General features: G+C 66.3%; 21 protein-coding genes. 7 read left to right on the top strand and 14 right to left on the bottom strand.

The window, feature by feature from the left end; genetic code table 11:
• The first annotated feature begins 7 nt into the window (after positions 1–7).
• From qcrC to qcrB, 3 genes are read left to right on the top strand one after another with little or no spacing between them, the layout of a single operon-like run.
• Positions 8–928 (top strand): cytochrome bc1 complex diheme cytochrome c subunit, encoded by a 921-nt coding sequence (gene qcrC, locus RIF23_RS00105; RefSeq protein WP_310910213.1) that lies wholly within the window; start codon positions 8–10, stop codon positions 926–928.
• Complete coding sequence (qcrA, locus tag RIF23_RS00100) at positions 921–2,090, top strand: cytochrome bc1 complex Rieske iron-sulfur subunit (protein ID WP_310910212.1); 1,170 nt, start codon at positions 921–923, stop codon at positions 2,088–2,090. Before qcrC ends, qcrA begins: the two co-directional genes overlap by 8 nt.
• A 3-nt stretch (positions 2,091–2,093) precedes the next feature.
• Positions 2,094–3,743: a cytochrome bc1 complex cytochrome b subunit gene (qcrB, locus tag RIF23_RS00095; protein WP_310910211.1), complete on the top strand. Its 1,650-nt coding sequence runs from the start codon at positions 2,094–2,096 to the stop codon at positions 3,741–3,743.
• A 477-nt stretch (positions 3,744–4,220) separates the two neighbouring features.
• Here qcrB and RIF23_RS00090 read toward each other — a convergent pair whose 3' ends face one another.
• The 12 genes from RIF23_RS00090 to RIF23_RS00035 all read right to left on the bottom strand — a co-directional run bounded on the left by RIF23_RS00090 (position 4,221) and on the right by RIF23_RS00035 (position 15,841).
• A complete protein-coding gene (locus RIF23_RS00090; RefSeq protein ID WP_310910210.1) occupies positions 4,221–5,555 on the bottom strand; it encodes a L,D-transpeptidase in 1,335 nt (444 codons plus the stop codon).
• Between the two features lie 221 nt (positions 5,556–5,776).
• On the bottom strand, positions 5,777–6,220 hold the full coding sequence (locus tag RIF23_RS00085; RefSeq protein ID WP_310910209.1) for a cytochrome c oxidase subunit 4: 444 nt from the start codon (positions 6,218–6,220) through the stop codon (positions 5,777–5,779).
• 19 nt (positions 6,221–6,239) lie between these two features.
• Positions 6,240–7,913 (bottom strand): aa3-type cytochrome oxidase subunit I, encoded by a 1,674-nt coding sequence (ctaD, locus tag RIF23_RS00080; protein ID WP_310910208.1) that lies wholly within the window; start codon positions 7,911–7,913, stop codon positions 6,240–6,242.
• Positions 7,910–8,863: an aa3-type cytochrome oxidase subunit II gene (gene ctaC, locus RIF23_RS00075; RefSeq protein WP_456085729.1), complete on the bottom strand. Its 954-nt coding sequence runs from the start codon at positions 8,861–8,863 to the stop codon at positions 7,910–7,912. Before ctaC ends, ctaD begins: the two co-directional genes overlap by 4 nt.
• 410 nt (positions 8,864–9,273) lie before the next feature.
• Positions 9,274–9,894: a 30S ribosomal protein S4 gene (rpsD, locus tag RIF23_RS00070; RefSeq protein ID WP_310910207.1), complete on the bottom strand. Its 621-nt coding sequence runs from the start codon at positions 9,892–9,894 to the stop codon at positions 9,274–9,276.
• A 249-nt stretch (positions 9,895–10,143) separates the two neighbouring features.
• Positions 10,144–11,118, bottom strand: a complete 975-nt coding sequence (locus tag RIF23_RS00065; protein WP_310910206.1) for a carbohydrate kinase family protein — start codon at positions 11,116–11,118, stop codon at positions 10,144–10,146.
• Between the two features lie 191 nt (positions 11,119–11,309).
• Positions 11,310–11,660, bottom strand: coding sequence for a HesB/IscA family protein (locus RIF23_RS00060; protein WP_310910205.1), 351 nt, complete (start codon positions 11,658–11,660; stop codon positions 11,310–11,312).
• A gap of 222 nt (positions 11,661–11,882) precedes the next feature.
• Positions 11,883–13,049, bottom strand: a complete 1,167-nt coding sequence (locus RIF23_RS00055) for a glycerate kinase family protein (protein WP_310910204.1) — start codon at positions 13,047–13,049, stop codon at positions 11,883–11,885.
• A 79-nt stretch (positions 13,050–13,128) separates the two neighbouring features.
• On the bottom strand, positions 13,129–13,713 hold the full coding sequence (pspAB, locus tag RIF23_RS00050) for a PspA-associated protein PspAB (protein ID WP_310910203.1): 585 nt from the start codon (positions 13,711–13,713) through the stop codon (positions 13,129–13,131).
• A gap of 50 nt (positions 13,714–13,763) precedes the next feature.
• Positions 13,764–14,681: a zinc metalloprotease HtpX gene (gene htpX / locus RIF23_RS00045; protein ID WP_310910202.1), complete on the bottom strand. Its 918-nt coding sequence runs from the start codon at positions 14,679–14,681 to the stop codon at positions 13,764–13,766.
• 111 nt (positions 14,682–14,792) lie between these two features.
• Positions 14,793–15,080 carry a PspA-associated protein PspAA gene (gene pspAA, locus RIF23_RS00040; protein WP_310910201.1) on the bottom strand — a complete coding sequence of 96 codons (288 nt, stop codon included), beginning with the start codon at positions 15,078–15,080 and terminating at the stop codon, positions 14,793–14,795.
• Positions 15,077–15,841 (bottom strand): PspA/IM30 family protein, encoded by a 765-nt coding sequence (locus RIF23_RS00035; RefSeq protein WP_310910200.1) that lies wholly within the window; start codon positions 15,839–15,841, stop codon positions 15,077–15,079. Before RIF23_RS00035 ends, pspAA begins: the two co-directional genes overlap by 4 nt.
• A gap of 51 nt (positions 15,842–15,892) precedes the next feature.
• Here RIF23_RS00035 and RIF23_RS00030 point away from each other — a divergent pair, with 51 nt between their 5' ends.
• From RIF23_RS00030 to RIF23_RS00020, 3 genes are read left to right on the top strand one after another with little or no spacing between them, the layout of a single operon-like run.
• Positions 15,893–16,585: a DUF3043 domain-containing protein gene (locus RIF23_RS00030; protein ID WP_310910199.1), complete on the top strand. Its 693-nt coding sequence runs from the start codon at positions 15,893–15,895 to the stop codon at positions 16,583–16,585.
• A gap of 33 nt (positions 16,586–16,618) precedes the next feature.
• Positions 16,619–17,617 carry an aldo/keto reductase family protein gene (locus RIF23_RS00025; protein WP_310911178.1) on the top strand — a complete coding sequence of 333 codons (999 nt, stop codon included), beginning with the start codon at positions 16,619–16,621 and terminating at the stop codon, positions 17,615–17,617.
• Positions 17,618–17,626: 9 nt separating this feature from the next.
• Positions 17,627–18,697 (top strand): HAD-IIA family hydrolase, encoded by a 1,071-nt coding sequence (locus RIF23_RS00020; RefSeq protein WP_310910198.1) that lies wholly within the window; start codon positions 17,627–17,629, stop codon positions 18,695–18,697.
• On the opposite strand, the gene RIF23_RS00015 is transcribed toward RIF23_RS00020, so the two are convergent.
• Complete coding sequence (locus tag RIF23_RS00015) at positions 18,634–19,068, bottom strand: single-stranded DNA-binding protein (protein ID WP_310910197.1); 435 nt, start codon at positions 19,066–19,068, stop codon at positions 18,634–18,636. The two genes, RIF23_RS00020 and RIF23_RS00015, sit on opposite strands and share 64 nt — an antisense overlap.
• 278 nt (positions 19,069–19,346) lie before the next feature.
• On the opposite strand from RIF23_RS00015, the gene RIF23_RS00010 reads away from it, so the two are divergent.
• Positions 19,347–20,252, top strand: coding sequence for an MBL fold metallo-hydrolase (locus RIF23_RS00010; protein ID WP_310911177.1), 906 nt, complete (start codon positions 19,347–19,349; stop codon positions 20,250–20,252).
• Positions 20,253–20,277: 25 nt separating this feature from the next.
• Here the strand turns inward: RIF23_RS00010 and RIF23_RS00005 are convergent, their stop codons facing one another.
• A complete protein-coding gene (locus tag RIF23_RS00005; protein ID WP_310910196.1) occupies positions 20,278–21,261 on the bottom strand; it encodes a tetratricopeptide repeat protein in 984 nt (327 codons plus the stop codon).
• Between the last annotated feature and the right edge of the window lie 239 nt (positions 21,262–21,500).

Raw genomic sequence — 21,500 nt, 5'->3', positions numbered from 1 at the left:
GGAAACCGTGAAATGGATTAACGCGCGGCGACGGCATCCCCTCGCGGGCTACGCCGTCGTCGTCCTAGCGCTGGCTCTCCTCGGAGGTGTGTACTCCGTGGTGGCCCCCGACAACGCTGACCGGGCGCAAGCCCAGGCGCAGAGCGCTGACGCCGACATCTACGAGGACGTCGACATCAGCAACGGCAAGCAGATTTTCACCCAGAGCTGCGCGAGCTGCCACGGAATGGGCGGTGAGGGAACCGAGAACGGCCCCTCACTCGTCGGTGTGGGCGCAGCCTCGGTGGACTTCCAGGTCAGCACCGGACGCATGCCGTCCATGGACCCTGACGTCCAGATGCCGCGCAAGGAGCCGGTCTATGACCGGGAGGAAACCGCCGATCTCGCGGCCTACATCTCTGAGGAGTTCGGTGGGGGCCCGGCGATTCCCCTCGACGCGCCCGGCAGTGAACCCGAACGCGCAGAGTTCGAGGATGGCGCGGCCGGCGACGAGGCCTACGAAGAGGCGCTCGAGACCTACGAGGCCGAGTACGAGGCCTACGTCAGTGGCGGCGACATCGATGCCGGACAGACGCTCTACCTCACGAACTGTGCCCAGTGCCACAGCTGGTCGGGCACCGGGGGTGCCCTCACCGACGGGCACTACGCGCCGCCCATCGGTGAGGCGACTCCGCGGCAGCTCTACGAGGCGATGCTGACCGGCCCGGGGGCCATGCCCGTGTTCGACGAAACCACTGTCACTCCGGAGGAGAAGCAGGACATCATCACCCACGTCGAGGAGCTCCAGATGGAGGCGGACGCCGGCGGGATCTTCAACCTGAACCGCATCGGGCAGGCCGCTGAGGGCTTCATCGCGTGGACCATCGGAATCGGCCTGATCATCGCGGCCGCCGTCTGGATCACTGCGAAGCAGCGAGCACATGACTGAGAACCCACAAGCACCCAACAGCGGCCCGGACCCGGCCGCGAACGAGGCGAGCGGCACAGGCGGGGAACGGGTCATCGGAACCCCCACGGGCGGGACTGCCGGACCAACCGGCATGACCGCGGACGCTCCGCAGGAGTCGACGCCGTCGTCCGCGCACGAAGGCCCCTACCCTCCCGAGGAAACGCACCTGCGTACCGAGGAGGAGCAGCGTAGGGGCGAACGCATCGCGGCCCTGTGGTTCGTGATCGCGTTCCTGGCCGGCGTCGGATTCATCGTCAGCTACTTCCTGTTCCCACCGGGGCCGGACGGGCCCGCCGTCGGCGACCCGTCCACCGGCCAGATTGCCAATATCGCCATGGGCGGCACCCTGACCGTGGCCCTGTTCGCCATCGGCGCCGGAATGACGGTGTGGGTCCGTCGGGTGATCCCCCACTACGAGGTCGCCTCGCCCTATGACGAACTGCCCTCCGACGAGCAGGAGAAGAGCTCGTTCGGGGAGTTCTTCATGCGCGGCGCCAACGAGAGCGGATTCACCCGGCGCCCGTTGATGCGCCGCACCCTGTTCGCAGCGATGCTGCCGCTCGGAGTCGCTCCCATCGTGCTGCTACGGGACACCGGGCCCCTGCCCGGCGACATCCTGAAACAGACGATGTGGGAAGACGGCATGCATATGGTCGTCGAGGGCACCTCCCGGCGTATTCGTGCGGAGGACCTGGCCACGCCAGGCGGTATGATCACCGCCCTTCCGGAGAACCCCGAGGATCCCGAGCATCCGGTCAGCCTGAACGATCAGTCCAAGACCGTGATCATTCTGATCAAGATGCGTCCCGACGACTTCGACTCGGAAATGACCGAGGAGCAGTTGGGGTGGACCCACAACGGGATCATCGCCTACTCCAAGATCTGCACCCACGTGGGCTGCCCGGCGGCGCTGTACGAGCCGACCACACACCGGATCCTGTGCCCCTGCCACCAGTCCACCTTCGACGCCGCAAACGCGGCGAAGGTGGTCTTCGGTCCGGCACACCGTCCGTTGCCGATCCTTCCGATCCGGGTGGATGACGAGGGCTATCTGGTGGCGGCCGGAGACTTCTCCAGCCCGGTCGGCCCCACGTTCTGGGACGCCGAACGGGACAACTACCTAGCGGAGAGGGAGGACTAGCCGGTGAGCACGCAACCACCCAAGGCGCTGGCCTCCGCCGGCAACTACCTCGATGACCGGTTCCACCTGGCCAAGACCGGGGAGAAGAACCTACGCAAGGTCTTCCCGAACCACTGGTCGTTCATGCTGGGCGAGATCGCCCTCTACTCGTTCATCATCCTGATCATCACCGGGGTCTTCCTGTCGATCTGGTTCAAACCCAGCATGCAGGAAGTCATCTACGACGGGGCCTACACCCGGCTTCAGGGTGTGGAGATGAGCGAGGCCTACGCCTCCACTCTGTACATCATGTTCGAGGTGCGTGGGGGCAACCTGATCCGGCAGATCCACCACTGGGCAGCCCTCATCTTCGTGGGAGCCCTGGTCGCACACATGCTGCGGGTCTTCTTCACCGGATCGTTCCGTAAGCCGCGAGAGCTCAACTGGCTCATCGGTGTGCTCATCTTCATCGTCGCCATCCTGGAGGGCCTGTTCGGCTACTCGCTGCCGGACGACATGCCCTCCGGTATGGGTGTGCGAATCCTCCAGGGGGTCCTACTCTCCCTACCGGTGATCGGTCCCCATCTGTCGTTCTTCCTCTTCGGAGGAGAATTCCCGGGTGAGGACATCATCTCCCGGCTGTATCTCCTGCATATTCTGGTCCTGCCCGGGATTCTGCTGGCGTTGATTACAGCGCACATCTTCATCCTCTGGCACCAGAAGCACACCCAGTATCCCGGGCCGCGGCGCACCGAGAAGCAGGTTGTCGGTTCGCCGATGTACCCCGCGTTCGCCGTCAAGGGTGGGGCGTTCTTCTTCTTCACCTTCGCGGTTATCGCGGGGATGAGCGCCATCATCCAGGTCAACCCGATCCACCTGTTCGGACCGTTCACGCCCACGTCCATCACCTCCGGTCTCCAACCAGACTGGTATATGGGCTTCATGGAGGGTTCACTGCGAATCTTCCCGGACTGGTTCGACTTCCAGGTCGCGGGCTATGCGATACCGACCGGTGTGTTGATCCCTGCCCTGGTCATTCCGGGCATCCTATTCACGGGCCTGGCGGTCTGGCCGTTCCTGGAACAGTGGATCACCGGGGACAAGCGGCACCACAACGTGGCGGACCGGCCGCGGAACGCGCCGGTGCGCACCGGCCTGGGGGTCGCCGGGATCGTCTTCTACGGAGTGCTGTGGGCGGCGGGCGCCAATGACGTGATCGCCGAGACGTTCTCGATCAGCCTGTACCACACCACCTACTTCTTCCGGGTGACGTTGATCCTGGGCCCGATCCTCGGCTTCATCATCACCAAGCGCATCTGTTTGGGGCTGCAACGCCGGGACCGGGAAACCCTCGAGCACGGCTATGAGTCCGGTGTCATTCAGCAGCTTCCCGGCGGGAGGTTCATCGAGGTGCACCAGCCGTCGTCGGCGGAGACCGTGGACACCCTGCGTGCCAAGGACGAGCCGGTGCCGGCCCCGGACGACACCACCGACGACCAGGGGATTCCCAATCCCAAGCGTTCGGGCCTGCGGGGCCGCCTGTGGTTGGCACTCAACCACTGGTACACCAAGGACAACGTCCCGGTGAGCCATGTCGAGCCCGGTGCCCACCACCACGCCGACCACGGCGCTGCGGGCACCAACTCGGGTAGGGAAGGCCCCCGACACAGATAACCGCAGCTGCGGCCTGCTGCACGCCACAGAGCAGGGACCGGGACACAACCGGTGACTGCGGCCCATCTCCAGCCCACTCCGGTGGGGTCAGGAGGTGGGCCGCAGTCGTGTCCGCCCCGCAGCGGGACCTCCTGTCAGAGCTACTGATAGAGCTCCTGCCGGAACAGAACCACAGCGGGCATGGTGGGAAACGCCGTCCCCTGCCCGGGTCAGCCGGGCCAGCTGGGACTGTGGGGCCGGGCTGAGGCGGACAGAGGAGTGGACTCCGCAGTCCAAACCTGCACGCCATGCCCGCCGGGCACCGGGGAGCACATCCGAACCACGCGCTGGCACACAGGCGTCGAGCCGCCGAATGAAGGCATGGGACAGCACGAGCTACAGAGGGAGCCCAGCCCAGTGCGTCCCGAGGCCACAGTGGCGCCTCAGGGCCGCAGACGCCTCTCGAGTCAGGGCGAGTGTCGTCGCTCCCCGCCGGAGTCAGTCTTCGTCCGGCTCCTGGAGGAAGGGCCGCGCCGGTGTGCCGGGGGTGTCCGTGTGCTGCGGCTCGTCCAGCTCACTGTGGTCCAGCCACTCCTGCCAGTCCCGCTGCCAGTAGCCCCAGCCATTGTCGACCTCGGCCTGTCGGTCCGTTCCGGTGGTGATGACCGGATCACCCATCAATGCCTGGTCGTAGAACCATTCCGCGTCGTCGTGGCGAAGGTTGGTGCAGCCGTTACTGGTATTACGTTCCCCGAAGTCGTCATGCCAGTCGGCGCCGTGAATGAACTCTCCGCTGTTGGAGATGCGCACGGCCCACTGCACATCCAGGCGGTAATAGCCGGGGTCGTCCTCCGGGATTCCGACCGTGGCGGAGTCCATCGTGTAGTGTTCGTACTTCTCCATCGTGAGCTGGGTGCCGCTCATGGTGGTGTCGAAGTGCTCGGTCTCCGCACCGTTGGTCACCTCGATCGTGCGGGTTTCCGCACCGTCGACAGAGACCACCATCTCGTGGTCGGGGACACTCATCTCCGAGATCATTTCGCGGCCGACCTCGAAGTCGATCTGGTAGTTGTCCGTGCCGTACACATCCTGGCTGGACCGCACCCCGGCGAGGCGAAGATTGACGGTGACGTTCTGGTAGGGCTCCCAGTAGTCCTCGGTCCGGAACACAGCCATCTGGTCGCCGAACCAGTTCCAAGCTCCGAGGGTGGGTTCCTCCGAGACAACCTCCATCGCAGCCTCGACCTGCTCCTTGTTGTGCACGGGCCGAGTGAAGTTCACGATCACCGGCATACCCACCCCGACGGTGTCCCCGCTCTGTGGAAAGTTCGACTCCAGGCCGAGTCGCTGTCCGGCGGGCACCTCCTGGGTCGTGAACTCGCTGGTTTCCTGCACATCGTCACCGTCCTCGCCGGTGGCGGTGGCGGTCACCGAGACGGACGTGCCGGGGGGCAGCGTCCAGTCCGAGGTCCACTGGGTCTCGTCATCGTTGAACGTGCCGGTGATCTCGTCCAGCTCGGCCGGCTGGGACTCGTCCCCATCATCCGCACTTCCCGAGGCCGGGGCAGACACAGCCACATCGTCGATGGTGCCGTCCTCGGCCGTGACCGTGATGGGGGTGTCGGGACGCAGCTCGGTCTCTCCGTCCTGAGGGCTGATCTCCAGGCTGGTCTCGACCGCGTCACCCGCCTCGGCGCCGGCGTCCGTGGATTCTTCGGTTCCCGACGTGGTGGCCCCCGTGCTGCCCGAACAGGCCGTCGTGAGCAACACGACCGCTCCGAGGAATCCCGCGCCCGCACGGCCTACCGTCGGGCGGACTACGCTACGGTGCACGCCTGAACCTCCAGGACTCTGTGGTCATCGCCGTTTCCCACTCGGTTGGACGCGCGCGGGGGGTATGGGGTTTCCCCCGGTTCTCCGCATGTCCCGTCACGGCGACGTCGCGGTGATGACCGGCCCGCGACCACTCCCCGCACAAGACTACCCCGGTGCATCCGAACCCCGACAGGGGCATTAGATACACCGGGGCAGCTATGGCGTAGGCGCGGTCTCTGCTAGTGCTGGAACTCCTTGCGGTAGTACTCGAACACCCAGCCAATCGAGGTCAGCACGATCGCGAACCCACCGATCAGGACCATCCACCATCCGATGGCGACGCCCACCGCGGTGAAGGCCACCGCCAGGGCACAGAAGAGGGGCCACCAGCTGTGCGGGGAGAAGAACCCGTACTCACCGGCGTTCTCGTCGATCTCCCCGGTGTGGGTGTCCTCGGGAGGCAGCCCATGCTGGCGTTCGCTGCGACGTGCGGCCTGCCAGAGCCAGAAGCCCACCATCAGCCCGAAGAACACGCTGAACACCAGAGCGACCGTGCCGGTCCACTCGATGTTTCCGCCGGTTGCCGCCGGCCCCGTGTCCCACAGCGACCAGGTGATGTAGATCCCGGCAAAGACCGCGAAGACAAGGGCGGTGATAATCCACAGGTATGCCTGTGCCTTCATCGAATGCTCCTAATCCCGGCTAGTTCCGGTCGGCGGCGGCAACCGCGCCCGGAGCCGCGGCGTGCGGGTGGTTCAGGTCGAACGCCGGCCGTTCGGAACGGATCCGCGGCAGCGAGGTGAAGTTGTGCCGCGGCGGCGGGCAGGAGGTGGCCCACTCCAGCGAGCAGCCATACCCCCACGGGTCGTCCACCTCTACCTTGGGTGCGCTGCGGTGCGTCTTGTAGATGTTGGCGAAGAACAGCAGCGTGGACGCTCCGAGCACGAACGCACTGACCGAGGAGATCTGGTTCAGCGTCGTGAAGCCGTCGGTGGGCAGGTAGTCGGCGTACCGGCGGGGCATGCCCTCTGCACCCAGCCAGTGCTGCACCAGGAAGGTCCCGTGGAACCCGAAGAACAGCAGCCAGAACTGGATCTTGCCCAGCCGTTCGTCCAGCATCTTTCCGGTGAACTTCGGCCACCAGAAGTAGAACCCGGCGAACATCGCGAAGACCACGGTTCCGAAGACAACGTAGTGGAAGTGCGCCACCACGAAGTAGGTGTCGGTGACGTGGAAGTCCAGCGGCGGCGAGGCCAACAGGACACCGGTGAGACCACCGAACAGGAAGGTCACCAGGAACCCGATCGTGTACAGCATCGGTGTCTCGAACGTTAGTTGTCCTCGCCACATGGTCCCGATCCAGTTGAAGAACTTCACTCCGGTCGGAACCGCGATCAGGAAGGACATGAACGAGAAGAAGGGCAGCAACACCGCCCCGGTGGGGAACATGTGGTGCGCCCAGACGGTCACCGACAGGCCGGTGATCGCGATCGTGGCAGCCACCAGGCTCTTGTAGCCGAAGATCGGCTTGCGGCTGAACACCGGAAGAATCTCGGTCGCCACCCCGAAGAACGGCAGGGCGATGATGTAGACCTCGGGATGCCCGAAGAACCAGAACAGGTGCTGCCAGAGGATGGGGCCACCGTGTTCGGGGTTGAACACCTGGGTCCCGATCATGCGGTCCGCGCCCAACGCGATCAGCGCCGCGGTCAGCACGGGGAACGCGATCAGCACCAGAACACTGGTGAGCATGGTGTTCCAGCAGAAGATCGGCATCCGGAACATCGTCATCCCGGGTGCACGCATGCACAGGCCGGTGGTGATGAAGTTGACCGCACCGAGGATGGTTCCCAGGCCGGAGACCAGGAGCCCCAGAATCCACAGGTCCCCACCGACCCCCGGCGAACGCACCGCGTCCGAGAGTGGGGTGTAGGCGAACCAACCGAAACTCGCCGCACCGCCGGGCGTGAGGAAGCCCGCGACGACGATGAGCCCCCCGAAGAGGAATAGGTAGTAACTGAACAGATTGATCCGGGGGAACGCGACGTCGGGCGCCCCGATCTGAAGGGGAACGATGATGTTCGCGAATCCCACGAAGAGTGGAGTCGCGAACAACAGCAGCATGATCGTGCCGTGCATGGTGAACAGCTGGTTGAACTGTTCGTGCGTCATCACGTTCATGCCCGGGAACATCAGCTCCGCGCGGATGAGCAGAGCCATGATCCCGCCCAGCAGGAAGAACCCGAAGGAGGTGATCAGGTACATGTACCCGATGACCTTGTGGTCCGTCGAGGTCAGCCAGTTGACGATGAGCGAGCCCTGGCGTGTGGACTGGGCGGTTGACTGTGTGGCGGGAGCCTCGCTAACAGCTGTCATGAGGTGGCCGCCTCCGCTTCCTCGTCGTCCTGCTCCTCGTCGCGCACTGCGGCCGCCTCGTCGGCGTCGTCAGTGTCCTCAGCACCATCGGCGGTGCCTCCGTTGAGTTCCTCGAGCTCCTCGGCTGCGGGAACCTCGATCCCGGACTCGGGGTCGTCCCGCTGCTCGGAGATCCACTCGTCGAACTCGTCCGGGTCGACCACGCGAACCGTGAACAGCATCTGTGAATGGTCGACACCACACAGCTCTGCACACTTACCCTCGAACACACCCTCGACGTCCTCATGGAGGTCCACCTGGAACTCGTTGGGGTGTCCGGGAATCACGTCCAGCTTGAACAGGAACGCGGGAACCCAGAAGGAGTGGATGACGTCCGGCGACTCCAGATTGAAATGGATCGTGGTGTCATTGGGGATGACCAGCTGGGGGTCCTCACCGGGGATACCCGCAATGGCAACATCGTCACCACTGACGTTCTCCTCCCCGACATAGGTGAACTGCCAGCTCCACTGATAGGCCAGGACATCGATCTCGACGACATCCTCAGATGCCGGATCGGCCTCGGTGTCCATGAGCACGGTCTGGTCACGCGCGGTGAAGTAGAACAGCACCGCGATGATCACGAACGGCAGGACTGTGTAGAGGGCTTCGATCGGCAGGTTGTACCGGACCTGCGGTGGGAGCTGCTCGGAGCGCTTCCTGTGGAAGATCACGGACCAGATGATCAGTCCCCACACCAGGAAACCGACCGCGAACGCAGCGATCCAGGACCCTTGCCACAGGGCCAGGACCCGGTCGGCCTGGTGGGTGATCGGCTCCGGCATCCCCAGCCGCGTGAACTCGTTGTTGGCACAGCCGGTGAGGGCTATGCCGAGCGCGGCGAGCACGGCGCCACGTGGTGCCCATCGGCGCAGCGCCGAGCGCCGATTCCAATGGCGGGTCGGACTCACGGATTGCCTTCCCAGCGGTGGTGCCCGCATGCTGCGGGCAGTCGTGTATCCAGGACGTTCAGGGGACCAGTATCGCGCACCACACGCCCCGGTGAGCACAGCCAGACACGCGCAGCGTGTTGCATGCAGCGGCCCGGTCTGCCCGGCGGGGTGCCGCGAATGTCGCCCGCCCACCGTTCGCGGATGCACGTGGCCCCAGGTGGGAGCCAGTGCGCCGTCACGGCGAGCTAAGGCGAGCGTATCGTTGCTCGCGCAGCACCCTGCACCGGGTCCCCCGTTCTGAGGATGCCCAGGAAATGCACGGCCCGCCCCCGACCGGGGGCGGCCGCACGAAACGAAACAGCGGGCGGGGTGGGTTGAGCCCCACTCCGCCCGCTGTCGGGCGTCTGCGCCGCACCCCGTGTTCGGGTCTAGCGCGCACTTCCCTTGAAGTACTCCACAACCATCTGCTCGTCGAACGGCACGGGAATCTGCTCCCGCTTCGGCCGGTCAACGACCGCGATTCTCAGATCGGAGTGGCTGACCGCCAGGTAGCCCACCGTCTTGTCGTCGGCGTGCACACCCTCGGCGGCCTCGATGAAGGGCACCATCTTCTTGGACTTCTCCCGGACACTCACGATCTGGCCCGGCTTGAGCGTGTAGGAAGGAATGTCGACCTTCTTACCGTCCACGGTGATGTGCCCGTGTGTCACGTACTGCCGCGCCGCGTAGATCGAGGGGGCGAACCCGGCTCGCAGAACCACGGTGGCCAGACGCAGCTCGAGGTCGGCGAGCATCTCCTCGCCGGCACGTCCCGAACGCTTGCTCGCCTTGTCGAAGATTCGGGACAGCTGCTTGGCCGAAACGTCGTAGTACCAGCGAACCTTCTGCTTCTCCAGCATTCGCACGCCGAAGTCGCTGTTGGAGCGCCGGACCCGGCGGCCATGCTCACCCGGCGGGTAGGGCCGCTTTTCGAAGTAGCCGACCGCCTTACGGGTCAGCGGGGTTCCGGCGCGCCGGGACAACCGCACCTTAGGTCCGGTGTAGCGCATGTGAAATCCTCCGATGATTGGTCAGTCATCTGATGGGAGTCCTGAGTAAGGCTTACCTGGATCCAGGAGGTGGCCCAGTGGCCCCCACGGCCGACGTGCCCGGCCGGCTCCCGGTGACCCCGCCTCCTGCCGGGGCGGGCTCAGCCCGTAGGCCCACAGCGGCGGCGGTCAGAATCCCACTCTACGCCCTGCGCAGGAGTGCGCAGGACAACACAGCCCGCCGACGTCCGGATAGCCCCACTCCCTGGCTCAGGAGAGCGTAGCCCCGATCTCCTGGGCAACCTCGTCCCCGTAGGAGGCCGAGAGTCGCTCGGTGATCGACTGCGTGGTCAGGGTGTGCTCCTGGGGAGCCGAGGTCTCCAGGACGTGCACCGCGACCGCATTACCCAGTTGCAGCGAGCGCTCCAACGACAGCTTCCGCCCCAACCCAGTGAAGAACCCGGCTCGGAATGCGTCACCGGCACCGGTCGGGTCGGCGACGGTGTTGACCTGGGCGCTGGGCACGTGGATCGGGGGTTCGCCCTTACGGTCGATGCGCGAGCCCTTCTCCCCGAGCGTCGTGATCCGCATACCGACGCGGTCAAGGACCTCCTCGTCGCTCCAGCCGGTCTTCTGCTCGCACAACGACTTCTCGTACTCGTTGGTGAGCAGGTAGGCCGCTCCGTCCACGACACTGCGAATGCCCTCGCCGTCCATGAGAGCCATCTGCTGCGACGGGTCAGCTGCGAACGGAATCCCCAACTCCCGGCACTGCTCGGTGTGCCGAGTCATAGCGACCGGGTCATCGGCACCGATCAGAACCAGGTCCAGCCCTCCGACCCGGTCCGCGACCTCCCCGATGCTGATGTCCCGGGCCTCGGCCATAGCGCCCGGGTAGAAGGAAGCGATCTGGTTCTTGTCCTGGTCGGTGGTGCACACGAAGCGAGCCGTGTGGTGCTCGGAGGACACGCGGACCTGGGAGGTGTCCACGCCATGGCGATCCAGCCACTGCCGGTACTCCTCGAAGTCGGGCCCAACCGAGCCCACGAGGATCGGCCGCTGACCGAGCTGCCCCATGCTGAAGCTGATGTTGGCCGCGACACCCCCGTAACGCACGTCGAGCTGGTCGACCAGGAAGGACAGGGAGATCTGCTCCAGCTGATCAGCAATGAGCTGCTCAGAGATGCGTCCCTGGAACGTCATCAGGTTGTCGGTGGCGATTGATGCGGCAACAGCGATGCGCACTGCGAAAAGCTCCTGTGACGGGAACGATGGACCCGACAAGAGTACCCGGAAGGCCTCACCTCACGGCAGGGCAGGGGGGTCATAACCGCACAGACCGGACACCTGCGCCGGGGGACCGCAGAGGTGTCAGGACACCTGCACCCCGCGGTATCCCCGGCGCCGACGGGTCCCACCGTGGGCCGGTCAGCGACTCAGTTGAACGAGTCTCCGCAGGCGCAGGACCCGGTCGCGTTCGGATTGTCGATGGTGAATCCCTGCTTCTCGATGGTGTCGACGAAGTCGATTTCCGCGCCCTGTAGGTACGGCGCGCTCATCCGGTCGGTCACGACCGCGACATCGCCGAACGTCACCACGGAGTCTCCGTCAAGCTCACGCTCGTCGAAGAACAGCTGGTAGCGCAGCCCGGAGCAGCCCCCCGGCTGGACGGCGATACGCAGCCGCAGGTCATCCCGACCCTCTTGGGCCAGCAGGGCCGACACCTTAGCCGCTGCCTCGTCGGTCAGGTTGACCCCGTGCGCGGGGGCCTCGCTCTCAACGGTCATATCGCTTGCTCCTCCAGGAATGGGGTGGGCCGCTGGTGTGCGACCGGACGCACTTCTGGCCGGAAAACACCGCGATGCCGCGCGGTATTTCCTGGCATTTCCATGGCACGTTTGGTTGTGGCGCTGCATCCAGGCTACGTGCTGGACGCCACCGTGCACCACTGTGGACACCCGGACGGCGCACGGCCGCGCACGGCATCCCATTCGCGGCACCGGCGAGGGTCAATGTCCCCCTGCGGCCTGGGACTTTTCTGCCTGCCGCCAGCTCCGGGCCACCACCGCGGCGAGTTCGCGCAGGTGACGTTCCGGTTCTGCAAGCGCCGCCTCTGTGGATCCAGCCTGGTCAACGAGAGTATGGATCCCGGCGATGCCCGCCTGGTGCGCCTCATCGGCCGCTACCGTGCTCTGCCCGGCCAGGATCAGGCAGGGAACACGGTGCGCCCGCGCGGCCGCGGCCACACCGTGCGGAAGCTTTCCACGCAGCGACTGCCGGTCGAAAGAGCCCTCACCGGTGATGACGAGATCGGATGTGGCAATGTACTCGGACAGGGCAACCGCGTTCAGGACCACCCCCACACCGGACTCCACCTGCCCGTCCAGCAGGAGTAGACCGAAGCCGAGTCCACCGGCCGCCCCGGCTCCCGGCTCGGCACGGAGCTCTCCCGACCGTTCGGTGGCCTCCGCGAACCGGGTCAGCGCCTGGTCCATCCGCCGCACCGCCGCGGCATCCGCCCCCTTCTGTGGACCGAACACCGCACTGGCCCCGTGGGTGCCCACCAGCGGACTGTCCACATCCGTGGCTGCGACCAGGCGAACGCCCGAGAGTGCACTGCGAGCCTGGTCGACATCGACCTTACCGGACAGTCGTGCCAGCGGGGCGGCGCCCGCGTTCAGTGGCTCGTCTGCCGTGGCGCCCAGGGCCGCGAGCATGCCTGCCCCGCCGTCATTGGTGGCGCTGCCGCCCAGCCCGACCACCACGGTGTCCGCCCCCGCCCGCACAGCGTGGTGGATCAGCTGTCCCACCCCAAAACTGGTGGCGTACTCGGGATTGCGGACCTCCTCGGCCACCAGGTGTAGCCCACAGGCCTGCGCACTCTCGACGTAGGCGACGGTGGAGTGCTGTGTGTCGTCCGCGGCGGCGGGGGCCTCGCACAGGAGGTACTGGGCCAGCACCGGCTCGCCACGAGGATCGCTGACCGTGACCGGGTGCACGGTGCCGCCAACTGCGGCGTGCAGGACGTCGACGAAGCCGGGCCCACCGTCGGACAGGGGAAGAAGATGCGGTTCGACGTCGGAGATGGACGTGGCCCAGCCCTCGGCGATGGCTTCGCTGGCTTGGACCGCGGTCAGGGTGCCGGCGAACTTGTCTGGAGCAATGATGATACGCACACCCCTCAGTGTGCCGCTTCACGCCCCACCCGCGCCACACTTTTCCGAAAATCGGAAAAGTGAATCTGCAATGCGAAAATCAAAGACCGGGTGCGCCATAGACCGGAAACCACCGGCTCTTGTCCTGCTCGATCGGCAGATCCTGCTCCAGGGCGGCGGCCACCTGCAACTCCACGGCGTTGTCCCGGCGCTGTCCCCCCACTGGTGCGAAGGGATAGAAGGTGCCCCGCTTGTACAGGTAGACCAAGGCCAGGCTGCGCGCCCGGTCGTCCACGAACCCCACCAGTGAGCACAGCAGGGACGGTCCGAAGCCTCCGGACTCCAGGGTGGAGTTGACTGCGTGGAGGTCGGTGACCAGGCCACTGATGTCACCGTTGGCCGCCGCACCGGCCTCGACCCCAAGCACGATCCAGGTGTAGTTGTACTCGTCGGTTCGCACCTCCACCTCGGGCCCCTGCCCCGCTGTCAGCAGCTCCACGACCTGCTGCTCCGTCTGGGCGAAGGCAGTGCCCTCGGCCGCCCGGAACGAGACGGACCCACTGCCACTGGGCGTGAACCCGGCTGTTGCCTGGAGGGTCACCGCCGCGCTCGGCAGGCGGAAGAGGGCGTCGAGGTCGGGCTGGGCGGGCTTGGAACGCCCGAGTAGCGCCCGCAGGAATCCCATAGTCATGTCCTTCGCACATGCACCGGCTGTTGCTGAGGCGGCACGACGGTCTAGGTTCCGGTTCCGAGCTGGCGAGAGATTCCCGCCAGCTGTTCGAGACGCTTCTCCACGGGCGGGTGCGTTGCGAACAGGCTGCTGAGACTCACTCCGCTACGGGAGAACGCCGGGGTGAAGAAGAACGCGTTGAACGGCTCCGCACTGCGCAGGTCCCGACTGGGGATCCGGGCCATCTCACCGGTGATCTTGGTCAGCGCGCTGCCCAGGGCCGAGGGCTGTTGGGTGAGGTAGGCGGCGGCCCGGTCGGCGGACAGTTCCCGATAGCGAGAGAGCATCCGCGTCAGCAGGAAGCTCACGGCCCACACCAGGGCACTCACCACGACCACGGCGAACGCCACCATAACCAGCGGCACACCCTCACGATTGCGTGCGCCGCCACTGAACAGGGCGAACCGCAGCCCGACCTGGGTGAGGAACCCCGCGACGATACCGAGGAATCCAGCGATGGTCATGACCATGACATCGCGGTGGGCCACGTGCGACAACTCGTGGGCCACCACCCCCTCCAATTCCGTGGTGTCCAACCGACGCAGCAGCCCGGTTGTGACACAGACCACGGCGCTGGAGCGGCTGTGCCCGGTCGCGAAGGCGTTCGGTACATCCGAGTCCGCGATTGCTACGCGCGGCTTGGACATATCCGCCATCGAACAGAGCCGGTCGATGACCCCGTGCAGCTCCGGAGCCTCGTGTGGTGCCACTTCACGAGCGCCCATCGCGAACATCGCAACCCGGTCCGAGGCGAAGTACTGGAGGGCCGCGAACCCGATCACGATCAGGGCAACCAACCACAGGGGCATGCCCACCAGCACCAGGGCGATGATGAACGCCACGTAGACAATCCCCAGCAGGGACATCGTGGCCACCATCCGGGCGGTGAGTCCGCGGTCCGGAATAAAACGGGAGCCTGCCACTCAGACAGCCTTTCGTCGACGTACTGACTCTTTCCAGGTCACACGCGAGTCTAGACGTCCCGAGTTAACGGCTCCCTATAGCAACACCAAAGCCGGTATTGAATCTGTGCTTCAGCCGGCGTCCGGAATCAACCCGCCCTCGTCGGAAAGCATGGCACTGACCTCCGCCATGCTCGCCTCCGGATGGGGAAGGATGAACTGGGACGACTCCAGCGAATCGGCAGGCAGCGGCTTACCGTCCCGCCGCACGCGTTCCAGCAGGTCATGCAGAGTGCTACGGAAGGTGTCTTCATCACCGGACTCGATGGCCCGCTCCAGGGTCGCATCGAAGGAGTTCAGGACATCCAGGTCCGCCTCGGAGAGGTCCAGCTGCCCCTCCCCCATGATCCGGACGATCATCGTCCCTCCCCGGAACCATTGCCCTCGATCTGTGGCCGGTTACTGCTCTCACCCGGGCCAACCTCGCCCTTGAGCCGCTGTAGCTCCATCTCCACGCTGTTCGTGCTCGCCATCTGGTCGAGCTCGGCCTGGATGTCGTCCTTCTGCCCGGTACCGGAGGAGGTGACATCGTCGAGAGCTCCCGAGGCCAGCAGCTCGTCCACGGCTCCCGCACGCGCCTGCATCTCCGAGGTCTTGTCCTCGGCGCGCTGCACGGCCATACCGACGTCGCCCATTTCCTCGGAGATCCCAGAGAATGCCTCGGAAATCTGGGTCTGGGCCTGTGCGGCGGTGTAGTTGGCCTTGAGGGTTTCCTTACGCGTCCGGAAGGAGTCCACCTTGGCTTGCAGACGCTGGGCCGCGGTCGTGAGCTTCTGCTCCTCGCTCTGGAGCTGCTCGTGCTGCGAACGCAGATCCTCGATCTGGGACTGCACCCCTGATCGGCGGGTCAGCGCCTCGCGAGCGAGATCTTCACGGTTCTGGGCGAGTGCCGCACGACTCTGGTTCTCCAGCTTTCCGGACTGCTGCTCCAGCTGCTGAATCTGTAGCTCCACCCGCTTACGCGAGGTCGCAACATCGGCGACCCCCCGGCGGACCTTTTGCAGCAGCTCCAGCTGCCGGTTGTACGAATAGTCGAGGGTCTCCCGCGGGTCCTCGACCGAGTCCAGGGCCTTGTTGGCCTTGGACTTGAACATCATCGAAAGTCGCTGAAACACGCTCATCGGCGTGGCGTCCCCTTCTCGGTCCGTGTCGGCTGTTCCCAGCGGGCGCTTATGGCAAGCCTACGCCTCATGGCAACCGGTCGCCATGCCGCCAGGACCCGTTACCCTGAAGAGGTGTTCCGACGTCGTTCCGCTCCCACAACCGGGGATTCGGCCCCGACCGGCTCGCCTCGTGGCTCCGAGCCTACCGATGCCGCGCCCTCTCGTGGGCATACCCCGAAGAAGGGCGCTCCTACCCCGAAGCGCAAGGAAGCCGAAGCGCAGCTGAAACGGCCCCTCAACGCACCGCTGACCCGCCGAGAAGCCTACCGCCAGTACCGGGAACGCCGTAAGCGTGAGGCGGTACGCGAACGCGAGGGCTACCTCAAGGGGGACGAACGCTACTTCCGCCCCCAGGACAAGGGCCCGGTGCGTGCCTACGCACGCGACTACGTGGACTCGCGCCGCACGGTCAGCGAGTTCTTCCTGTACTTCTCCCTGGTGATCATCCTGCTGCTGTTCGTGGCTCCGGTAACGGTGCAGAACCTGGTCGCGACGGTGGTGTGGCCGCTGATGATGCTCACGATCATCATGGAGGGCATCTGGACCGGACGGCACATCAAGAAGGTCGCCACCGCCCACCTACCCGGGGAGCCGGTGCGGGGAGCCGGTTTCTACGCGGCCATGCGGATGCTCCAGATCCGGCGGCTGCGCCTACCCAAGCCGCGGCTCAAGCCCGGCGACACCCCGGTTCCCGGGCAGTAGTGAGCCGGCGGGAGTCACGCTAGGCTCATGGGTATGGAATTCCGCCATCTCGGACACAGCGGACTTGTCGTCAGCGAGATCGCCTATGGAAACTGGATCACGCACGGCTCCCAGATCGAGGAGGACGCGGCCCTGGCCTGTGTACGGACCGCGCTCGACGAAGGGGTAACGACCTTCGACACCGCGGACGTGTACGCACGGGGACGCGCCGAGGAGGTGTTGGGACGCGCGCTCAGCAGCGAGCGCCGGGACGGCATCGAGATCTTCAGCAAGTGCTACTTCCCGATGGGGGAGGGTAAGAACGACCGCGGGCTGTCCCGAAAACACATCGTGCGGTCTGTGGAAAACTCGCTGCGTCGACTAGGCACCGACTATCTGGACCTGTACCAGGCCCACCGGTTCGACCAGTTCACCCCCCTCGAGGAAACCCTCCGGGCCTTCGACGATCTGGTGCGGCAGGGCAAAGTCCTCTACATTGGGGTTTCGGAGTGGCGCGCCGAGCAGATCGACCGGGCGGTTCAGCTGGCCGACGAGTTGGGGCTGGACCGAATCGTGTCGAACCAGCCGCAATACAACATGCTGTGGCGCGTCATCGAACCCGAGGTGATGCCGAGCTGCGCCAAGGCCGGAATCGGACAGATCGTGTGGTCGCCGATCGCCCAGGGGGTACTCACCGGGAAGTACCATCCCGACCAGGCGCCACCGGCGACGTCCCGGGGGGCCGATGAGCGGGCGAGCAAGGTCATGCAGTGGGTGGACGACCCGCAGACCCTGCGCCGGGTCCAGCAGCTGGGCTCCCTCGCCGAGGAGGCCGGCCTGAGTATGGCACAGCTGGCGATCGCGTGGGTGCTCCAGCACGACAATGTCTCCGCCGCGATCATCGGCGCGAGCAGGCCGGAGCAGGTGCGTGACAACGTCCGCGCCAGCGGTGTCACGCTCGATTCCGAACTGATGCGACGTATCGACGACATCCTGGGGGACAGTGTCCAACGCGATCCGGCGTTGACCGCGACTCCCGCCGAACGTCCGTAACAGCTGACGATGCTTCTCGCCAGCTCCCGCCCACTCAGCGAGGTCTACGACGCGGCACTGTTGGACCTCGACGGGGTGGTCTACCTGGGTGCGGCGCCGGTGCCCGCGGCTCCGACGGCCGTGGGCAAGGCACGGGCCACCGGCATGGCGACCGCGTTCGTCACGAACAATGCCGCACGCACGCCGGCGGCCGTTGCCGATCGCCTCCGGGCCGTGGACGTGCCGGCCCGCCCGGAGGACGTGGTCACCTCGGCACAGGCGGGGGCGCGACTGCTGGGGGAATGCGTTCCCGAGCACACTCCGGTACTCGTGGTCGGGGACACCGGGCTGCGACTGGCGGTGCGACAGCAGGGCTTGCGTCCCGTCACCAGCGCTCGGTGTGATCCCGCCGCGGTGATTCAGGGGTTCAGCACCCGCACCACCCACGACCTCCTCACCGAGGCGTGTCTCACCCTGAACGCGGACTCCGGAGCCGAGGTTCACTTTGTCGTCACCAACGGCGACGCCACGGTCCCGACCGGCCGCGGCGTCGGTCCGGGGAACGGATCCCTGGCCCGGGTGGTGGCCAACGCAACGGGCCGGGAGCCTCGGGTGGCCGGGAAGCCAGAACGGCCGCTGCACGACCTGGGTGTGCTGCGGACCGGGGCGGAGCGTCCACTCGTGGTGGGTGACCGCCTGGACACCGACATTCTGGGGGCATATCGCCGGGGGTCGGACAGCATGCTGGTCCTGAGCGGCGTCACCTCTGCCCTCGATGTGGTGTTGGCGGCCCCGCAGCTGCGCCCGAGCTACCTTGCCCAGGATCTCGGTGGGATCAACGAGCCGCATCCCGAGCCGGAGTTGGATTCCTCCGGTGTGGCCCGGTGTGGTCACTGGTCAGTGTGGCTGGAGTCCACGGCCGTGGGCGTCCGGGGCGAGGGAAACCCTGTGGACGGCCTGCGTGCGCTCTGTGCGGTCGTGTGGCGGGCGCAGCCGGGACTTGCCCCGGATGCGCCCCAGATCGCCTTGGCGCTGGCTCAGTTCGGCTTCTCCGGCGGGTCGGTGGGCAGGCGCGCGACCGCACGCGCCTCCACCTCGTAAACGACCGACGAACCACTGGCTGAGCGCCAACGCCGGCGCCGTAGAGCGCCATCGACCTGGACCAGATCGTCGAGGCGCCATCCTCGCACCACGGCCTGAACCTGCGGGCTGAAACTGACGCACGTCACCGTGTCCGTCTTCTGCACGGACGGCTGTTCCCGGCTGCACCGTGGGACTTCCAGACGCCAGGTCACCAGCCGCTGCCCCCCGGACAGTTTTCGCAACGCCGGTTCGGACGTGATACGTCCACGCAGTTCCACCCGGTTGGCCGGCCGGGTCTCGGAGACATCACTCCTGGTTGCAGCCGGCGGGGCCGGGCGGGGGCGCGGGCGTGCGCCCACCGCGGTCTCGGCGTCGAACGGGTGCGCCATCGGGGAACCTCCTCGCATCCCGGATGCGGGCAGGCCCCGGTGTCCGGGGATACCCGCACCTGCTCCTGGTGATGTCGAGCGTGCACGCCCGGGGCTGCCGGCGAAAAGTCGAATCCGGGTGGGTGTGGAGAGGATCTCTCCGCTAGATTCGGGAGACACGGCCACCGCAGAATGTGGAGGGGAAACCCTTGACCAGCAGCGCAGAGGACACGGGCGTTCCCGCCGGTGCCCCCACCGAGATCGTTCCCCTCGGCAACGAGGTGTTCGCGATTGACACGATGCTCGCCGGATACCCAGGAGTCACCTCCGCCTACCTGATCCGCACGCAACGCCCCTGTCTGATCGAGGTCGGAGCTGCCGGTTCCGCGGAACTGTTGCGGGACGCGGTCCAGTACCTGGGGGTGGGGGCGGCGGACCTCGCCACGATCGCCGTGACCCACATTCACCTGGACCATGCGGGTGGGGTGGGCGATATGGCGCGGTTGTTTCCCACCGCCGAGGTGGTCGTGCACCAGCGCGGCGCGCGCCACCTCGCCGATCCGAGTCGGCTGATGCACAGCAGCCGCCAGGTGTGGGGAGATCGACTCGATGTCCTGTTCGGTGAGCTTCTCCCCACCGAGGCGAGCCGGATCCGTGCGGTCGACGAGATCGGCCAGATCGACCTGGGTGCGGGGCGGAAACTCACCACGCACTATTCTCCCGGGCATGCCAAGCACCATGTGGGCCTGGTGGACTCGGTCACCGGGGATCTCTACGTCGGGGACGCTGCCGGTGTCTACAATCCCCACACCTCAGATCTGCGGCCGGCCACACCACCGCCGGACTTCGACTTGGACGCTGGCTTGGACAGTCTCGCCCTGTTCCGGGACATTGCTCCCCAACGGCTGATGTTCTCGCACTTCGGGGCGGTGCATGCCGTGCAGTCGACTCTGGACCGCGCCGAGGAGGAGCTGCGGCTGTGGGTGGAGACGGTCCGGTCCGCCCGGGGCACGAAACCGGACCTGGATCACGCGGTGGCGATGGTCCGCGAGCAGGTCATGTCACGCTATAAGCCCCTGCCCGCGGACGCCCCCGTGGAGTCTCAGCAGGTTATGGAACTGTTCAGTGGCGCCGAGTCCAACACGAACGGTATCTGGCACTGGCTGGACCGGCTGGAGGCTGAGCAGCGCGGTGACCGGTCATAGCGGCAGGTAGGCAGGTACCGCCCACTCACCCCTTCGGGGACGGACTCTCGTCCGCGACCTGTTCCGCCGGGGGATCCTCCGCGTCCGTCCACACGACATCCGCACCCACGTCCACGATCTGGAGGCCCTCCAGCTCGGCACAACGCTCGTCGGCATCGGTTTCGTTCTCGGTGTCCACCGCGGATGCGCGGCTGAAGTATTCCCGCGCCTGTGCCGTGCGCCCCAGGTGCAACAGCGCCTCCGCATAGGCGTAGAACAGGCGGGCGAGCCAGGGGCGCGCCCGACGTTCCTGGAGCTCGGGCCCCTGAAGCTCGATGAGTGCGGCTTCGGGCTGCTCCAGATCCCACCTGGCCCCCGCAGCGACGATTCTCAGCTCACAGCGCTCCGGAGCTTCGAGCTGTTCTGCTTCGGAGCCGTGCGCGATCTCCAAGGCCCGTTCGGGACGCCCGAGTCCCCGCTCGCAGTCGGCCATTACGGCCAGATAGGTGTCTCGTCCGGTCATCCGGCGGGCTGCGCGCAGCTCGGAGAGGGCCTCCTGCCACTTTCCGACGGTGTAGGCCGCGACTCCGGAGATCTCCCGGACCACACCGACCCGGGACGCCTTCGCCCGTGCGGCTCGCGCGTGCTCGTAGGCGAGTTCCGGATTCTCGGCAAGATGCTCCTGGACCATCACCAGATGCCGGGCAATGACCTCGGCCAGGGTTCGGGGAAGGGAGCGGAGTTCCGCCCGTGTGGTGGATTCGAGCTGCTCTGCGGTGACGTCTTCGGGCAGCGTGGGCCCCTCCGTCCGCCGCTGGGCCGATTCCCCGGCCCGTCCGGAGTGGCCCTCATTGCGCTGCTGCCGCGATGTGTCTCGGTCCCGTGTGGGCTTCTTTCCGCGCGGACGGTTCCGATCATCGCCACGGCCGGCCCCACGGCCGTTGGCGGGCGGCTGATTCCGGCCGCCCTTGTGGTTACCTCCACTCCGGCGGGGTCGTCCCGAACCCTCGGAGCGCTTTTCGTCAGTCATGACCTACCCAGACAAGCCCAGTAATAAAGCGCCGCCACGACACACGTGACAGCGCGACAGGATGCATCCAGACTACGGCATCTGTGTCGGTACTGCCGACACGAGGGCCGGCTCTGTCGAGACGGTGACCTAGACACATATGCCGCCCGGCACGGGGGTGGGGCGGGGAGCCAGCTGGCCTGCTCCGAAGAGCGGCCGGGCTCGACCCGTACCCCACCCCGCCCGCGCCGGGCGGCGAT

Source organism: Lipingzhangella rawalii, from assembly GCF_031628175.1.
In the GTDB taxonomy this organism is placed as follows: Bacteria; Actinomycetota; Actinomycetes; order Streptosporangiales; family Streptosporangiaceae; genus Lipingzhangella_A; species Lipingzhangella_A rawalii.
This window is presented reverse-complemented; position numbering and strand designations above follow the sequence as displayed.

What these genes read in the sequence shown, in the direction of transcription:
- pspAA (WP_310910201.1), bottom strand. Translation starts at nt 15,080, where the DNA reads ATGATCGTCCGGATCATGGGGGAGGGGCAGCTGGACCTCTCCGAGGCG.
- RIF23_RS00035 (WP_310910200.1), bottom strand. Translation starts at nt 15,841, where the DNA reads ATGAGCGTGTTTCAGCGACTTTCGATGATGTTCAAGTCCAAGGCCAAC.
- RIF23_RS00005 (WP_310910196.1), bottom strand. Translation starts at nt 21,261, where the DNA reads ATGACTGACGAAAAGCGCTCCGAGGGTTCGGGACGACCCCGCCGGAGT.
- ctaD (WP_310910208.1), bottom strand. Translation starts at nt 7,913, where the DNA reads ATGACAGCTGTTAGCGAGGCTCCCGCCACACAGTCAACCGCCCAGTCC.
- RIF23_RS00085 (WP_310910209.1), bottom strand. Translation starts at nt 6,220, where the DNA reads ATGAAGGCACAGGCATACCTGTGGATTATCACCGCCCTTGTCTTCGCG.
- RIF23_RS00030 (WP_310910199.1), top strand. Translation starts at nt 15,893, where the DNA reads ATGGCAAGCCTACGCCTCATGGCAACCGGTCGCCATGCCGCCAGGACC.
- RIF23_RS00010 (WP_310911177.1), top strand. Translation starts at nt 19,347, where the DNA reads ATGCTCGCCGGATACCCAGGAGTCACCTCCGCCTACCTGATCCGCACG.
- RIF23_RS00015 (WP_310910197.1), bottom strand. Translation starts at nt 19,068, where the DNA reads ATGGCGCACCCGTTCGACGCCGAGACCGCGGTGGGCGCACGCCCGCGC.
- rpsD (WP_310910207.1), bottom strand. Translation starts at nt 9,894, where the DNA reads ATGCGCTACACCGGACCTAAGGTGCGGTTGTCCCGGCGCGCCGGAACC.
- RIF23_RS00025 (WP_310911178.1), top strand. Translation starts at nt 16,619, where the DNA reads ATGGAATTCCGCCATCTCGGACACAGCGGACTTGTCGTCAGCGAGATC.
- RIF23_RS00020 (WP_310910198.1), top strand. Translation starts at nt 17,627, where the DNA reads ATGCTTCTCGCCAGCTCCCGCCCACTCAGCGAGGTCTACGACGCGGCA.
- RIF23_RS00060 (WP_310910205.1), bottom strand. Translation starts at nt 11,660, where the DNA reads ATGACCGTTGAGAGCGAGGCCCCCGCGCACGGGGTCAACCTGACCGAC.
- qcrA (WP_310910212.1), top strand. Translation starts at nt 921, where the DNA reads ATGACTGAGAACCCACAAGCACCCAACAGCGGCCCGGACCCGGCCGCG.
- pspAB (WP_310910203.1), bottom strand. Translation starts at nt 13,713, where the DNA reads ATGGGATTCCTGCGGGCGCTACTCGGGCGTTCCAAGCCCGCCCAGCCC.